Genomic DNA, 15,444 nt, shown 5'->3' on the forward strand with positions numbered 1-15,444 from the left:
CCCGGCGCGGAAAGGCGTTGGCGGCACCGGCGGTGTGCCTGGATAATCGGGGCGTTCGGGGGAACCCGCCCACGGGGCGGGGCGGACGCCACAGGGGGTCACGGGACCCCCGACGAATACGGAGGCCACTGTGCCGACGAACGACTCGACGGCCGCGCCGGAGGCCGGCAGCGCCGGGCCCGAGCCGTACCTCCCTCCGGCGACCCAGCCGGTCCGCACGGTGGTCTGGGTGATGCACCTGGCCCTGCCGATGCTCGGGCTCTGGCTGCTGCTCGCCCAGCCCCATCTCAACGCCCGGTGGCAGGACAACCCCGCCCACTTCTGGCTGATCAACGTCGTGGCCGTGATCAGCCTGGTCCTGGGCGCGCTGGTCAGCCGGTCCGCCTCCCGGCGCGCGGACGCCCGGCTGCTCCTGGTCTCGCTGGTCTTCCTGGGCAGCGCCGGCTTCTTCTTCGTGCACGGCCTGACCACCCCCAAGATCGTCCTCGGCGGGCCGAGCCGCGGGTTCGACCTGTCCCACCCGGTCGGCCTCCTGGTCGCCGCGGCCTTCGCGTTCGCCTCGGCGCTGCCGCTGGGCGAGCGGGCGGCCGGGGCCGTGCTCCGGTCGCGCAACCTGCTGCGCGGCGCGCTCGCCGCGCTGGTCACCGGCTGGGGGGCGGCCTGCCTGGTGCCGGGCCTCACCCCGCTGAGCGCCAGGCCGTCCGCGCACGGCGCCGACCTCGGCGGAGCCGAGCTGCTCGCCGTCGCCCTGTACGGCGCCGCCGCGGTGATGGTGTTCCGGCTGCACCGCAGGCGCCCGGCGGCGATGCTGATCAGCCTGGTCACCGCCTACGCCCTGCTCGCCGAGGCGGTGGTCGCGGGGATGTCCCACCACAACTGGCACCTGTCCTGGTGGCTCTGGCACGTGCTGCTCACCCTGGCCTTCGCCTTCGTCGCCTACAGCGCCCACCTGCAGTTCCGCCGGGAGGGCTCCGGCGCCGGGGTGTTCGACTCGGTGGCGCTGAGCGCGACCGTCCGCAGGATGCGCGGCGAGTACGCCCAGGCGCTGGAGGAGCTCGTCACCCATCTGCGCCGCCGGGAGGACGGCAGGCCGGGCGGCGGGGCGGGCGACGGGACCGGCGCCGGGGTCCCGGTCGCGACCAGGCTCGCGGGCAAGTTCGGGCTCACCGAGGCGCAGGCCGCCGTGCTCGACCGGGCGGGCGAGGCGCTGGCCACCGAGCGCGAGCTGTCCGAGCGGCTGGCCGCCCTGGTGGACCTGGGCAACCGGGCCCGGGTGGGCCTGCCCGAGGGGGAGCTGCTCTCCCACGCGATGGAGCGGGTACGGCAGGCCTACGGCGACGTGCGCATCAGCCTGGTCGCGGACGGTCGGGTCGTGGTCGGCTCCGCCGCGTACACCGCGCGGGACTTCCCCGGCGGCGGGCCGATCCGGCGCGGCGGCGCGGTCCTGCACCCGCTGACCGTCAAGGGCCGCCTCGCCGGGGCGCTGGAGGTCCCGGTGGGCCTGACCTCGCAGGACGAGGCGCTCGCGGCGACCCTGGCCGCGCAGCTCTCGATCTCCCTGGAGAACGCCCGGCTCTACCAGGAGCTGGAGGGGCTCTTCCGCAACTACATGTCCCCGGACGTGGCGCAGGCGCTGCTGGCCGATCCGCGCCGGGCCGAGCTGGGCGGCGAGCTGGTCGAGCTGACCGCGCTCTTCGCCGACCTGAAGGGCTTCACGAGCTTCTCCGAGCGGGTCGCGCCCGGGGAGATCGTCGACATGCTGAACCGCTACCACGGCGCGGCCGTGCCGATCGTGCTCGCCAACGGCGGCACGATCGTGCAGTTCGTCGGCGACGCGATGCTGGCGCTGTTCAACGCCCCGGCCCGGCAGCCCGACCACGCCGAGGCCGCGGCCCGGGCGGCGCTGGCCATGCAGGAGGCCGCCGAGGAGATCGCCGCCGGCACGCCCGGCTACCCCAGGTTCAGGATCGGGATCAACACCGGGCCCGCGCTGGTCGGCAACATCGGCAGCCCCCAGCTGCGCGGGTTCAACGCGATGGGCGACTGCGTGAACGTGGCCGCCCGGCTGGAGGGCGTGGCCGAACCCGGTACCGTCGTGATCGGCCAGAGCACCCTCGACCGGATCGGCCCCGGGGCGAAGGTCCAGCCGCTGGGCGGGCTGAGCCTCAAGGGCAAGGAGCACCCCGTGCACGCCTACGTCCTGTCCGGGCTGACCTGATCCGGCCGGAGCGGGAGCCCGGGCCTCACCGCGGGGCCGCCGCACCGGACCGCACCCCGCCGGACCACACCCCGCCGGAACGACCGGCGCCGCACGCCGCCGTACCGGCCCGCCACCCCGTGTCGACCAGCATCCCCTCCAGGAGGCACCCGTGAGCCCGTCCCCCTCGCCGTCCGTGTCCGTGTCCGAACCGGGCGAGTTCCTCTCCCTGCTCACCCCCGAGGAGGCCGCCGGGCTGCGCACGGCCGGGCGGCCCCGGAGGTGGGACCGGGGCGCGACGCTGATGGCCGAGGGCGACGCGTCCGACTGGGTGCTCGTGCTGACGTCCGGCCGGGTGAAGATCTCCTCGCACACGTCCTCCGGCACCGAGGTCGTCCTCGCCGTGCGCGGGCCCGGCGCGCTGCTCGGCGAGTTCTCGGCCATCGACGGCCTGCCGAGGTCGGCCACGGTCACCGCGCTGGAGCCGGTCGAGGGCATCGCGGTCCGCGACTTCCCGGCGTTCCTGCGCGAGCACGGCCGGGTCGCCGTACTGCTCCTGCAGACGGTGACCGGCCGGGTCCGCGACGCCGACCGCAAGCGGATCGAGTACGGCGCGTTCGACACCGCCGGCCGGGTCGCCACCCGGCTCCTGGAACTGGCCGAGCGGTACGGCGAGCAGGCGGGCGGCGCGGTCCGGGTGGCGCTGCCGCTCTCCCAGGACGAGCTGGCCGGCTGGACGGGTTCCTCCCGCGAGGCGGTCAGCAAGGCCCTGCGCTCGCTCCGGGACCGGGGGCTGATCGAGACCGGCCGCCGCCGCGTGATCATCCACGACATGGAGGGGCTGCGCAGGCGCGCGAGGTGACCGGCCACCCGACCCAGGACAAAACGGACGTACAGTGTGCGTCAGACTGGTCGGCATGGTCGCGATCCCCCAGGACCTCCCCGGCTCGCCCGAATACTCCGCCAGGCTCCGCTACGCCTGGCGCGTCTGCTCGGTCACGAGTCTCGGGCTGGTGCTGATCGGCGTCTCCGGAAGCACCCTGAACGTCGCCCTCCCGGCGGTGGTCCGGCACTTCCGGGCCGACGCCTTCGCCTCCGGCTGGATCCTGCTCTCGTTCATGCTCGTCAACACGGCGACCCTGGTGTTCTTCGGCAGGGTCGCCGACCTCCTCGGCCGCCGGGAGGTCTACCTCGCCGGATTCGCCCTCTTCACCGCCGCCTCGCTGCTCGCGGGACTCTCCCCCGGCGTCTGGTTCCTGATCGCGATGCGGGTGCTCCAGGCGGTCGGCGCGGCGATGATCCTGGCCAACGGGACCGTGATCATCACCGACGCCTTCCCGCCCGACCGGCTCAGCCAGGGCATGGGCGTCTACATCGGCACGCTCTCGGTGGCCCAGCTCGCCGGCCCCACCCTGGGAGGGCTGATCGCCGAGACGGCCGGCTGGCAGTGGATCTTCTGGGTGAACGTGCCGGCCGGGCTGATCGCCTTCGGCTGGGGCGCGTTCACCCTGCGCAAGGCCGACCGCGATCCGCAGGGTCCCCGCGAGCCGGTGGACGCGGCGGGCAACCTGGTGGTCTTCGCACTGCTGTCCGCCGCGCTCGTCGCGCTCTCCGAGGCGGGCTCGCGCGGCCCCGGCAGCCCGGTCGTGATCACCGGCGCGGTGGTCGCGGCACTCCTGGTCCCGGTCCTCGTCGCCGTGGAGCGCCGCGCCTCCCACCCCGTGCTCGACGTGCGCCTGTTCGGCGAGCGCGTGCTGGCCTTCGCCAACCTCGCCTCGTTCTGCAACGCGCTGGCCCGCTCGGCGCTGATCCTGCTGGTCGCCCTCTACTTCCAGGCGGCCAGGGGCGTCGACGCCGTCACCGCCGCCCTGGGCGTGCTCCCGGTCCCGATCGGCATGGCCCTCGCCTCCCCGCTCGCGGGCGCCCTCGGCCGCCGGGTCTCCCCCTACGCGCTCTCGGTCGGCGGCTCCCTGTTCAGCGCCTCCGGGCTCGGGATCCTGCTGCTCAACACCGCGCCCGCCACGCCGTACTGGGTCGTCGGCGCGGGGTTGTTCCTGTGCGGCTGCGGCAGCGGGACGTTCCTCACCGGGAACACCACCCAGGTCATGAAGGCCCTGCCGCCCGGGAGCCTCGGCGTGGTGAACGGCTTCCGTCTCATGATCATGAACGTGGGGATCGTGCTCAGCGTCGCCGTCACGCTGAGCGTGCTCACCGGCTCGGTCAGCCCGCGGCTGCGCGACCAGGTCTACGCGGGCACGCTCTCCCGCGTCTCCCCGGTCGCCGTGGAGCAGCTCATGGACGGCTTCCAGAGGACGTACGGCGTGCTGTTCGCCGTCGCCCTGACCGGCGCCCTGCTGGCCGCCCTGGCCGGGAACCCCCGGAAGGCGTCCCCCGCCCGGTGAGCGCCCCGGCGGGGCGCCCGCCGCGGGGGCGGCCCGCCGCGCCGTCCGTGCGGGCGCCGTACCCGACCGGATCGGGCCCGCGGATGTCGGGTCCGGCCCGGCCGCCCACACCTAGCGTGAACCTCGTGAGGGAAGGAGGGCCGGGAGTGCTGGAGCGGCTCAACCAGGCCATGGAGTACATCGAGCGGCACCTCGACTCCGAGATCGAGGCGGCCGAGCTGGCGCGGATCGCCGCCACGTCGGAATACCACTTCCGGCGGCTGTTCTCCGCGCTGGCGGGCCTGCCGCTCTCGGAGTACGTCCGCCGCAGGCGGCTCACCGTCGCGGGCGCCGAGGTGCTCGCCGGGAAGGAGACGCTGCTCGACGTCGCGGTGCGCTACGGCTACGGCTCGGGTGAGGCGTTCGCCCGCGCGTTCCGCGCCCTGCACGGCGTCGGCCCCGGCGAGGCCAGGCGGACCGGCGCCGTCCTGTACTCCCAGCCCCGGATGTCCTTCCGCCTCGTCGTCGAAGGGAGCAGCGGCATGCGGTACCGGATCGTGGAGAAGGACGGGTTCCGGCTCGTGGGCAGGAGGACCCGCGTCCCCCTCGTCCACGAGGGGATGAATCCGGCGATCGTCGAGTTCACCCGGGGCCTCGGGAAGGAGGCCCTGGCCCGCATCGCGGCCCTGTCGGACCAGGAGCCGGAGGGCCTCGTCAACGTGGCCCACGACATCGCCGAGCCGCGGGAGGAGGGCAGCGAGCTCGACTACTACTGCGCCGCGGCGACGGGCGGCGAGGCGCCCGAGGGCATGGACGTCCTGGAGGTCCCGGCGGGCACCTGGGCGGTCTTCGAGGCCTCGGGCCCGTCCCCGCAGACCGTGCAGTACCTGTGGCGGGACGTCTACACCCAGTGGTTCCCCTCCAACCCGTACGTGAGCCGGCCGGGCCCGCAGATCACCCGCACGGTGTTCTCGCCGGACGGCCGGGAGGCGGAGGCCGCGCTCTGGATCCCCGTGGAGCGGACCACCGGCTGACCGGGCGGCCCTGCGCCGCCCGTCGCGGAGCGCGGCCGCCGGACGCCCCGGACCCGGCGCGCGACCCGTCGCCTCCCCGTGCGGCGACCGCATGCGCGCCCGCCGTACCCGGTCCCCGGGCCGGGTACGGCGGGCGCGTGCGGAGTCAGGAACCGATCTTCCGGCCCCGGGTGTGCCAGGCCACCGCGACCGACGGGCGGGGCTGGCTCTCCCCGCCGTCGGGCCAGTGGCTGGCGGGGGTCTCGGGCGAGGCGCCGTCGACCTCGCCCGGGTGCTGCACCGCGACGAAGACGCTGCGCTGGTCCGCGGTGATGAACGGGCCGCAGGTCTCCGCGCCGATCGGCACGGTGAGGAACTGGCGCAGGTGGCCGCGCTCGGAGCCGGTGACCGGCATGACGAACAGGCCGTCGTTGGAGCCGAGGGCGTTGCCGTCCGTGGAGATCCACAGGTTGCCGTCGCGGTCGAAGGCGACGTTGTCCGGGCAGGAGATCGGCGAGACCCTGCCCTTGTCGAACCCGGCGAAGTACGTCGAGGGGTCGGCCGGGTCGCCGCAGACCAGCGGGAGCGACCAGGCGAAGGCCGTGGCCGCGGCGTCGTCGCGGCGCTCGGTGATCTCCAGGACGTGGCCGTGCTTGTTGGCGGGGCGCGGGTTGGCCTCGTCCACCTGGGCCGGGGTCCGGTTGGAGTTGTTGGTCAGCGCCAGGTAGACGCCGCCGGTGACGGGGTTGCGCTCGATGTCCTCGGGGCGGTCCATCTTGGTCGCGCCGGCCTTGTCGGCGGCCAGGCGGGTGAAGACCAGGACCTCCGCGGCGGTCATGCCCGGCACGTGCGAGACGTTCCCGGTGACCAGCGGGATCCACTCGCCCGAGCCGTCGAACCGCCCGTCGGCGGGGAGCTTCCCGGAGCCGTCGATCTCGGCGGCGGGGCTGTCGCCGGTGAACCTGGCGACGTACAGCGTGCCCTCGTCGAGCAGGGTGCGGTTGTGCCGGTCGAAGCCGGGGATGTAGCGCTTCTTCGAGACGAACTTGTAGACGTACTCGAAGCGGGAGTCGTCGCCCATGTAGGCCACGACCCTGCCGTCCCCGGCGAGGGTGGTGGTGGCGCCCTCGTGGGCGAAGCGGCCCAGGGCGGTGCGCTTGACCGGGGTGGAGTCGGGGTCGAACGGGTCGATCTCCACGATCCAGCCGAAGCGGTTGGCCTCGTGCGGGTGCCTGGACAGGTCGAAGCGCTCCTCCACGCGCTCCCAGCCGCGGCCGCTCGGCTTGGTCGAGGCGGTGTCGATGCCGTACCGCTTGAGCCCGGCCTTCTGCTCCTCGGGGGCGCCGCCGCCCATCGCGAAGTACTGGTTGAAGTTCTCCTCGGCGGTCAGCACGGTGCCCCACGGGGTGGTGCCGCCCGCGCAGTTGTTCAGCATGCCGAGGACGGTGGTGCCCTTCGGGTCGGCGGCGGTCTTCAGCAGGTCGCTGCCCGCCGCCGGACCGGTGAAGCGCATGGGGGTCTGCGCGGTGATGCGGCGGTTGTAGCGGCGGCGGCCCCGGGTGACCAGCCTCCACTGACCGCTGTTCCCGACCCGCTCGATCTCGACCACCGAGCCGCCGTGCGCGGCCAGGCCGATCCTGATCTGCTCCTCGGTCGCGGACGCCCCGCCGGTGTAGCCGCGGAACATGAGCGCCTCGTCGGAGTACTCGTGGTTCACCCAGAGCAGGCCGCGGTGGCCGCCCATCGGGAAGAACGTCACGAAGTCGCAGTTGTAGCCGAACTGCTGGGCCTGCGCCTCGGCGGTCTGGTTCTCGTAGTCGAACTCCGGGGCGCCGGGCAGGACCGGGTCGCCCCAGCGCACGACGGGGGCCGACTCGTAGCCCTCGGGCACCGTGAGGCGGTCCTCCCGGTTCGGCGCGACGGCCGCGAAGCGGAGGCCTCCCCGGCCGCCGTTCCCGTGGCCGTGCCCGCGGCCGAGGCCCTGGGCCTCCGCCCCGGGGTCGGCGGCGGCGGGTGCGGATCCCGCCACGCCGATCGCGCCCGCCCCGACCGCGACGGCGCCGAGCGCTCCCGCCCGGAGCATTCCGCGGCGGGACAGGACCGAGGTGACCACGTCGCCGAAGTACGTGTTGTCGCCGGTGTTCGGGACATCGTGCGCGCAGGCGTTGCCGCAGCGGAATTCGCAGGTCAGTGCGGATCGCCCGCTCTTGTGCGGGCTGTTGAGCAGCGGGAGCGTTCGGCGCGGCGACGGGTTCGCCACAGGGGCCTCCAAGGTTGTGCACAGGCGTTTCCGAGCGGGCACGCTACGGGCGCCGGCCGAACCCGAGGTGAACGAGGTTTGCCCGGGTGATGAACCGTTCGTCATCGATGTCCGATCGGCTCGCCGTCCGAAGGAACCGGCCCCCGGGGCAGGTGACCCAGCCGTCCGGACGGACCGGCCCTCCGGAGCGGGCGGTCCCGCCGTCCGGAGGAGCCGGCCCCCGGAGCGGGTGATCCCGCCGTCCGGACGGACCGGCCGCCGGGGCGGGCGGGCATGATGGAGGCGTGCCGCCTCACAAGCCCGACCCCGAGAGGGTCCGCACCGCCCTGGACGCCCAGCTGACCGCCCTGGACGAGCCCCCCTACGACGGGCCGGAGGGTCTCGGCGCCCTGCTGGGCGCGTGCGCGGCCGCGGTCATGCGCGCCTACGAACGGGAGATCCGGCCGGAGCGGGAGGCCGCGCGGCTGGCCGTACGGCACCTGCTGGACCGGCTGGCCGCGGCGGCGCCGGGGCGGACCGTCGAGGTGCGGGTCCCGCCGCACGCGGCCGTGCAATGCGTGGAGGGCCCCCGGCACACGCGGGGCACCCCGCCGAACGTGGTGGAGACGGACGCCCGGACCTGGCTGGAGCTGGCCACCGGCCGGTTGACGTGGGCCGACGCGATGGCGGCGGGCCGTGTCTCGGCGAGCGGGGCCCGCGCCGACCTCTCGGACCACCTGCCGGTCCCCTGAGCGCGCCCGCTCAGGGGACGTCGATCCGCACGCCGAACCGCTCCTCCAGGCAACGTTCCTGGAGATCCGGGGGCAGGTCCATGCAGACGCCCGCCCGGCTGAAGAACCAGGCGACGAGCGCCGCGGCGACGATCAGCGTGAGGACGCTCAAGCCGATGCCCACCCAGGCCCGTCCCCGGTTGGAGTCCTTGGAGACCGCGACGAAACCGACGATCAGGCCGGCGACCGCCGTCAGCGTTCCCAGTCCGCAGGCGAACAGCAGGAAGAGGCTGACGATTCCGAGCACGAGCGCGGCGGTGCCGATGCCCCCGCCGCGCCCGGCCGCGGGACGGCCGCCGGGGGGAGGCGCCGGGTACTGCACCGGGCCTCCCGGATATGTGGGACCGCCCGGCCAGGGTGCCTGCGGCGAGCCCGGCGGGGCGGAGGAGTACGGCCCGCCCGCGGGCGGCGCCTGATATGGAGATCCGCCTGACGGCGGAGCGGAGGGGGCGTACGGGTGCGCTCCGGTGGGCGCCCCCGGCGGGCCGCCGTACGGACCGCCGGGCCCCCCGGCCGGTGGCCCGCCGTACGGACCCCCGGGCCCTTCGGCGTGCGGGTCCCCGTGCGGATCGGGCCTTTCAGCGCGCGGGCCGCCGTACGGGTCGCCGGGCGCCGGCGCGGACGGCCGGTCCGGCGGGAAGTCCTCGCCCACCGGCTCGGTGGCCTGGGACGGGACGGGTGACAGGCCCGGAGGAGGAGTCGGCGGCTCGTAGCGCGACGGTCCCGAGGCGCCCGCCCCGATGGAGGGCGAGGGGCTTCCGGGAGGTCCCGGCTCGGCCCTGAGCGGCTCCGGCACCTCCGGCGCCTCCGGCACGTCCGGATGCGCCGGCCTCGGCTCCTCCGGCGGCCTCGGCTCTCCCGGCCTCGGCGCCTCCGGCACGTCCGGATGCGCCGGCCTCGGCTCCCCCGGCTCACGCCGCGGTTCGGGCTGGTCTGGGTCCACAGGTGTCGTCACGTCCGCTCTCCCGACGCGTAGAGATGCCGGAGACCCCACTTTCCCCCGGCCTCCGCCAACGGCGCGGACCGGCGCGGCAAACCGCGGACGATCGTTCGGTCAGGGTGTCGCAAGCCGGAGAGGCGGCCCCGGGGTACGAGCAGACGGAAGGCCGACCTAGACTGAAGCACGTGCTGAAGGGCGACGGCCATCTGAGCCATGACCTTGACCCCCATGACCGACCCCCGAAAGACGCCTGCGGTGTCTTCGGCGTATGGGCCCCCGGGGAGGAAGTCTCCAAACTCACCTACTACGGGCTGTACGCGTTGCAACACCGCGGACAGGAATCCGCCGGCATCGCGGTCAGCGAAGGCAGCCGCATCCTCGTCTACAAGGACATGGGCCTGGTGGCCCAGGTCTTCGACGAGTCGGTGCTGGGCACCCTCCGCGGCCACCTGGCCATCGGCCACTGCCGCTACTCGACCACCGGGTCGAGCGTCTGGGAGAACGCCCAGCCGACGCTGAGCTCCACCGACGGCGGCGGGCTCGCGCTCGCGCACAACGGCAACCTGATCAACACCCGGGAGCTGGCCGAGCGCCTGGCTCCGGGCACCACCAGGGCGACCACCGACACCGAGGTGCTGGCCGCGCTGCTGGCCCAGGACCGCAGCCAGCCCGTCGAGGACGCGGCGGCCGAGCTGCTCCCCCAGGTGAAGGGCGCCTACTCCCTCGTCTTCATGGACGAGAAGACGCTCTACGCCGCCCGCGACCCGCAGGGCATCCGCCCGCTGGTCCTCGGCCGCCTGGAGCGCGGCTGGGCGGTCGCCTCCGAGACCGCCGCCCTCGACATCGTGGGCGCCACCTTCGTCCGGGAGATCGAGCCGGGCGAGCTCCTGACCATCGACGAGCGCGGCGTGCGGTCCCGCAGGTTCGCGCTGGCCGAGCCCAAGGGCTGCCTGTTCGAGTACGTCTACCTGGCCCGTCCCGACACCACCATCGCCGGGCGCGGCGTGCAGACGACCCGCGTCGAGGTCGGCCGCGTGCTCGCCCGCGAGCACCCGGTCGAGGCCGACCTGGTCATCCCCACCCCCGAGTCCGGGACCCCGGCCGCCGTCGGTTACGCCGAGGAGAGCGGGATCCCGTACGGCCAGGGCCTGGTGAAGAACTCCTACGTCGGCCGGACCTTCATCCAGCCGTCCCAGACGATCCGCCAGCTGGGCATCCGGCTCAAGCTGAACCCGCTGAAGGAGGTCGTCGCCGGCAAGCGCCTGGTCGTCGTGGACGACTCGATCGTGCGGGGCAACACCCAGCGGGCGATCGTCAAGATGCTGCGTGAGGCGGGCGCGCGCGAGGTCCACGTCCGGATCTCCTCCCCCCCGGTCGCCTGGCCGTGCTTCTACGGCATCGACTTCGCCACGAGGGCCGAGCTGATCGCCGGCTCGCTCAGCGTGGAGGAGATCCGCGACTCCCTCGGCGCCGACTCCCTCGGCTACATCTCGCTGGAGGGCCTGACCGAGGCCACCACGATCCCTTCCGAGCGGCTCTGCCGGGCCTGCTTCACCGGGGAGTACCCCATCGCCGTCGACCGCGACAACGTGGGCAAGTACGTCCTGGAGGCCAAGGCGTGAGCGCGCGCACCCGGAACACCGGGGACACCCGGGGCACCGCCGCGTCGCGCACGCGGCCGGCCTGGGGGATCGCGTGCGCCCGGGGCACCGCCCGCGGCGCCGAGGCCGTACGACCGACGGAGGAGAACGCGTGACCAGTTACGCCGCGGCCGGGGTGGACATCGACGCGGGCGAGCGCGCGGTCGAGCTGATGAAGGCGAAGGTCGCGCGGTCGCGCCGGCCCGAGGTCGTCGACGACGCCAGCGGGTTCGCCGGCCTCTTCGACGCCTCGGCCCTGCTGGGCTACCGCCGCCCGCTGCTGACGACCTCGACCGACGGGGTCGGGACCAAGGTCATGCTGGCCCAGCAGCTGGGCAGGCACGACACGATCGGCATCGACCTGGTCGGCATGGTCGTCGACGACCTGGTGGTCTGCGGCGCCGAGCCGCTCTTCATGACCGACTACATCGCCTGCGGCAAGGTGGTCCCGGAGCGGATCGCCGAGATCGTGGGCGGGGTCGCCGAGGGCTGCCGCCTGGCGGGCGCCGCGCTCGTCGGCGGCGAGACCGCCGAGCATCCGGGGGCCATGGGCGCCGACGAGTACGACCTGGCGGGCGCGGCCACCGGTGTGGTGGAGGCCGACGAGATGCTGGGCCGGGACCGGGTCCGCGAGGGCGACGTGGTGCTGGCGCTGGCCTCGTCCGGCGTGCACTCCAACGGCTACTCGCTGGTCCGGCACATCATCAGGCTCGCCGGGCTCTCGCTGGAGCAGGAGGTCCCGGAGTTCGGCCGGACGCTGGGCGAGGAGCTGCTGGAGCCGACCCGGATCTACTCCCTGGACTGCCTGGCGCTCGCCCGCTCGGTCGAGGTGCACGCCTACGCCCACATCACCGGCGGCGGCCTGGAGGGCAACCTGTCCCGTTCGCTCCCGCCGGAGCTGGACGCCCTGCTGGACCGGTCGTCGTGGACCCCGCCCGCGGTCTTCGACGTGCTCGCGGGACACGGCAAGGTCGCGCAGGCCGACATGGACCGCACCTTCAACCTGGGCGTGGGCATGGCCGCGGTCGTCCCCGCCGAGGCGGTCGACCCGGCCCTGGCGCTGCTGAAGGAGCGGGACCTCCCCGCGTGGGTCCTCGGCGAGATCGTCCCCGGCACCGGCCGGGCCCGCTACCGCTAGGCCGTTCCCGGTGCGTCCCACTCCGGTGGGACCGGGACGCACCGGCCGGGCCGGACCGGAAGCAGGGCCTCCTCGGAAGCGGTTCCGGCTGCGCCTGCGGGCCGCGCCGGAGGCGCTGCGGACGCCGGCCGTTCCCGGGCATGCCCGGAGGCGCTCCGGGTGCCGGAGCGCCTGGCGAGGACGTGGGAACGAGGGCGGATGCGGAAAGAACGCCCGGCGGTGACCGCCGGGCGTTCCCACCCGCTCAGTGTGCGGACCGCCTAGCGGCGGCCGGACGTCCCGTTGTCCCGGTCGTCTCCGGGGTCGAAGTCATCGGCGTAATCGGCATACCGATCCGCGAGATCATCGTAGGAGTCGTCAGCGTCGTCCTTGTGGACGGAGTCGTCTCTGACTCCGAGCTCGTTGCGAAGACGCTCAAGATCAGTGCCACCGCTGTTGTACTTCAGCTGGCGAGCAACCTTGACCTGCTTGGCCTTTGCTCGGCCGCGCCCCATTGGCTCGACCCCCTCGTGTGGGGTCGTGCCCGACCCCTCGTCGCTAACGCACCACGCACTGACGCCACCTGACTGAGGCGTCAGTTCTCGTTCGACTACAACCGTACCTGTTTTGCGCCCGCCTCGGTACGCCGCGGGGGCATGAGGGGCTAGCGACCTAGCCAAATGCCCCTAATCCGCCCGACTTCCGACATTCTGCGCTCGGCTAGCCTATCTGCTGCGACAGCCGGCGGGACGCCGTCCTCCGCCGCCGTGGTGAAAATCTTGAGAGTCGTAGCGTAGATCTTCTCGGCCTTTGCCCTCGCCCGGTCCATGTCGAACCCCTGGATCTCGTCGGCGACCTGGATGACCCCGCCGGAGTTGACGACGTAGTCGGGCGCGTAGAGGATGCCGCGGTCGGCGAGCTGCTTCTCCACCCCTGGGTGGGCGAGCTGGTTGTTCGCGCCGCCGCAGACGATCGAGGCCCGCAGCCGGGCGACCGTACCGTCGTCCAGCGCCCCGCCGAGGGCGCACGGTGCGTAGACGTCGATGTCGGCCGCGGTCAGGGCGGACTGGTCGGCGACGACCTCCACCTGGGGGTGCCTGCGCCGGACGAGCTCGACCGCCCGCTCGCTCACGTCGCAGACCACCACCTCCGCGCCGTCCTCGACGAGGTGGTCGACCAGCCGGTGGCCCACCTTGCCGACGCCCTCGACCCCGACCCGCCTGCCGCGCAGCGACGAGGTGCCGAAGACGTGCTCGGAGGCGGCCCGCATGCCCTGGAAGACGCCGAAGGCGGTGAGGATGGACGAGTCGCCGGCGCCGCCCTGGGCGAGGGTGCGGCCGGTGACGTAGGAGGTCTCGCGCGCGATGAGGTCCATGTCCTCGCTGTAGGTGCCGACGTCGCACGCGGTGAGGTAGCGCCCGCCCAGGGACTGGACGAACCGGCCGTAGGCCCGGAGCATCGCCTCGTTCTTGTCCGCCTCCGGGTCGCCGATGATGACGGCCTTGCCGCCGCCGAGGTCGAGACCCGCCAGGGCGTTCTTGTAGGCCATCGCCCGCGAGAGGTTGAGCACGTCCGCCAGCGCGGCCTGCTCGCTCTCGTAGGGGTAGAACCGGGTCCCGCCGAGGGCCGGACCCAGGGCGGTGTTGTGGATCGCGATGATCGCGCGGAGGCCGCTGCGCTCGTCGGAGCAGAAGACCACCTGCTCGTGTCCGGCCTGGCCGCTCATCGGGGTGCTCACCGGGCTGCTGTCCTTGTGGGAGAGCCCGAAGACGTCCGTCACGGTGGTGACTCCCGTCGTCCGGTCCGCCGCTCCGTCGCGGCGGAGATCAGACTCAGCGTAACCACAACCCGCCGAGCGTGACGACCGGGAACCCTCCCCTCTCACCTGCCGGGACGGCGTGCCGCGCCCGCGCCGGGCCGGAAACGGGCGGACAGGGGGTCCGGCACGGTCCGGTACCGGACAAGGGCGGGCTCTTCATGGCACGATGCGAGCGTGCTGCCCTATGCCGCGTACCTCCGCGTCTATGAACCTCTGACCGCGTTCAGCCCCACCGAGCGCGCCTCATGGCAGGCCTACGCCGAGACGCCCGACCGGCCCCGCCGGGCGAGCGCGCTCCACGCCGAACACGGTGAGGCGGTCGCCCGCCTCCTGGGGGTCCCACCGGCCCCGGCCCCGGTCCACGAGAGCCCCAACGCCTATCTGAGGCGCGTGGACGACGTGCTGTACGTCTGCCCGTGGCAGAGCAGGCTGCGCTCGTGGCTGGCCTTCTCGCGCTTCCGGGGGACGACCCCCGTCGCGGTGGCGGAGCGGTTCGTGCCGCTGTCGATCGCCGAGCAGACCGCCGACGACTTCGACCGGTTCAAGCGCCGCGGCGGGACGGCCGCGCTGCGCACCCACATCCGCACCTCGACCTGGCACATCCCGACGTCCTGGTTCCTGCCCTTCGACGGGGGCGAGCGCTGGCTGGCCCTCGACGGCGAGGCGGGAACCGGGGGGACGACCACCACCCGCAACCTGATCTACGTCACCTCCATGGCGCACGCCCGCCGCCGCGTCGCCCGCGCGCTGCAGATCCTCCGCCGCCAGGTGGGCGACGTCGGCATCACCGAGGAGGTCGAGGACGTGGCCCGCTGGCTGGAGGAGTTCCACCCGCACTCGCTGGTGGAGCTGGACTACGGCGGCATCGTCCACCTGATGGACGACGAGAAGCTCCGGGCCGACCAGTCGGTGGCCGAGCTCGCCGCCGCGCTGACGGGTCTGGACACCGGACAGGAAGAGCTGGCCTTCGCCATGTACCAGAGGGTGATCGCCCGCTGGAGGTCAATACAACTTCTCGAATCAGCAAACTGAGTCGCATATCACCCCTCTGACCTGCATAAGTGAGGCTGTCAACGTCCGGGGACGCATCTGCGAACTGAGTAATTTGCCGTTTTCACTGCGATACCACGAAACGTGTCGCTAGAATCACCGAGCGTGACAACACCGCATACACAAGAGAGATGAGTCGCCCCAAAGACTCGCCAATCGCTCTGTGTGGCTGTATGGTCACATCGGGTGATGCCGCATATGGTCCGAACTGCCGCACGCAAGGGACCATAGGGGGACATCCGTGACAAGCGTCAAGT

The 15,444-nt window shown here is 73.4% G+C and carries 13 protein-coding genes; 9 read left to right on the forward strand and 4 right to left on the reverse strand.

Annotation, left to right across the window (positions count from 1 at the left end; genetic code table 11):
• The first annotated feature begins 130 nt into the window (after positions 1-130).
• The 4 genes from HS048_RS38660 (at position 131) to HS048_RS02120 (ending at position 5,612) form a co-directional block, all read left to right on the forward strand.
• A complete protein-coding gene (locus HS048_RS38660) occupies positions 131-2,218 on the forward strand; it encodes an adenylate/guanylate cyclase domain-containing protein (protein WP_307832341.1) in 2,088 nt (695 codons plus the stop codon).
• Positions 2,219-2,369: 151 nt separating this feature from the next.
• Positions 2,370-3,059: a Crp/Fnr family transcriptional regulator gene (locus tag HS048_RS02110; RefSeq protein ID WP_084008942.1), complete on the forward strand. Its 690-nt coding sequence runs from the start codon at positions 2,370-2,372 to the stop codon at positions 3,057-3,059.
• A 55-nt stretch (positions 3,060-3,114) separates the two neighbouring features.
• Positions 3,115-4,599, forward strand: coding sequence for an MFS transporter (locus tag HS048_RS02115; protein ID WP_196465981.1), 1,485 nt, complete (start codon positions 3,115-3,117; stop codon positions 4,597-4,599).
• A gap of 146 nt (positions 4,600-4,745) precedes the next feature.
• On the forward strand, positions 4,746-5,612 hold the full coding sequence (locus tag HS048_RS02120; protein WP_068902818.1) for an AraC family transcriptional regulator: 867 nt from the start codon (positions 4,746-4,748) through the stop codon (positions 5,610-5,612).
• A 145-nt stretch (positions 5,613-5,757) separates the two neighbouring features.
• On the opposite strand, the gene HS048_RS02125 is transcribed toward HS048_RS02120, so the two are convergent.
• Complete coding sequence (locus tag HS048_RS02125; RefSeq protein ID WP_307832342.1) at positions 5,758-7,851, reverse strand: PhoX family phosphatase; 2,094 nt, start codon at positions 7,849-7,851, stop codon at positions 5,758-5,760.
• A gap of 284 nt (positions 7,852-8,135) precedes the next feature.
• On the opposite strand from HS048_RS02125, the gene HS048_RS02130 reads away from it, so the two are divergent.
• Positions 8,136-8,582, forward strand: a complete 447-nt coding sequence (locus HS048_RS02130) for a sterol carrier family protein (RefSeq protein ID WP_196465983.1) — start codon at positions 8,136-8,138, stop codon at positions 8,580-8,582.
• Between the two features lie 10 nt (positions 8,583-8,592).
• On the opposite strand, the gene HS048_RS02135 is transcribed toward HS048_RS02130, so the two are convergent.
• A complete protein-coding gene (locus tag HS048_RS02135) occupies positions 8,593-8,943 on the reverse strand; it encodes a hypothetical protein (protein ID WP_196465984.1) in 351 nt (116 codons plus the stop codon).
• A gap of 803 nt (positions 8,944-9,746) precedes the next feature.
• Here HS048_RS02135 and purF point away from each other — a divergent pair.
• The 3 genes from purF to purM are packed head-to-tail and all read left to right on the forward strand — an operon-like array spanning position 9,747 to position 12,339.
• Positions 9,747-11,183 (forward strand): amidophosphoribosyltransferase, encoded by a 1,437-nt coding sequence (purF, locus tag HS048_RS02140; RefSeq protein WP_068902809.1) that lies wholly within the window; start codon positions 9,747-9,749, stop codon positions 11,181-11,183.
• Positions 11,180-11,317, forward strand: coding sequence for a hypothetical protein (locus tag HS048_RS02145; RefSeq protein WP_196465985.1), 138 nt, complete (start codon positions 11,180-11,182; stop codon positions 11,315-11,317). Before purF ends, HS048_RS02145 begins: the two co-directional genes overlap by 4 nt.
• The gene (purM, locus tag HS048_RS02150; protein ID WP_068902807.1) at positions 11,314-12,339 is read left to right on the forward strand and encodes a phosphoribosylformylglycinamidine cyclo-ligase; all 1,026 of its coding nucleotides are present in this window, start codon (positions 11,314-11,316) and stop codon (positions 12,337-12,339) included. Before HS048_RS02145 ends, purM begins: the two co-directional genes overlap by 4 nt.
• 260 nt (positions 12,340-12,599) lie before the next feature.
• Here the strand turns inward: purM and HS048_RS02155 are convergent, their stop codons facing one another.
• Together HS048_RS02155 and HS048_RS02160 are read right to left on the reverse strand one after the other, a co-directional pair.
• Positions 12,600-12,833, reverse strand: a complete 234-nt coding sequence (locus HS048_RS02155) for a DUF3073 domain-containing protein (RefSeq protein ID WP_068902805.1) — start codon at positions 12,831-12,833, stop codon at positions 12,600-12,602.
• A 149-nt stretch (positions 12,834-12,982) separates the two neighbouring features.
• Positions 12,983-14,098 (reverse strand): Glu/Leu/Phe/Val dehydrogenase, encoded by a 1,116-nt coding sequence (locus HS048_RS02160; RefSeq protein WP_307832343.1) that lies wholly within the window; start codon positions 14,096-14,098, stop codon positions 12,983-12,985.
• A 213-nt stretch (positions 14,099-14,311) separates the two neighbouring features.
• Between HS048_RS02160 and HS048_RS02165 the strand changes: the two genes are divergently transcribed.
• Positions 14,312-15,169 carry a hypothetical protein gene (locus tag HS048_RS02165; RefSeq protein WP_068902803.1) on the forward strand — a complete coding sequence of 286 codons (858 nt, stop codon included), beginning with the start codon at positions 14,312-14,314 and terminating at the stop codon, positions 15,167-15,169.
• Positions 15,170-15,444: the final 275 nt, after the last annotated feature.

Source organism: Planomonospora sp. ID91781 (genome assembly GCF_015711595.1).
GTDB lineage: Bacteria > Actinomycetota > Actinomycetes > Streptosporangiales > Streptosporangiaceae > Planomonospora > Planomonospora parontospora.

Coding starts and splice junctions, on each gene's coding strand:
- HS048_RS02115 (WP_196465981.1), top strand. CDS start 3,115: ATGGTCGCGATCCCCCAGGACCTCCCCGGCTCGCCCGAATACTCCGCC.
- HS048_RS02155 (WP_068902805.1), bottom strand. CDS start 12,833: ATGGGGCGCGGCCGAGCAAAGGCCAAGCAGGTCAAGGTTGCTCGCCAG.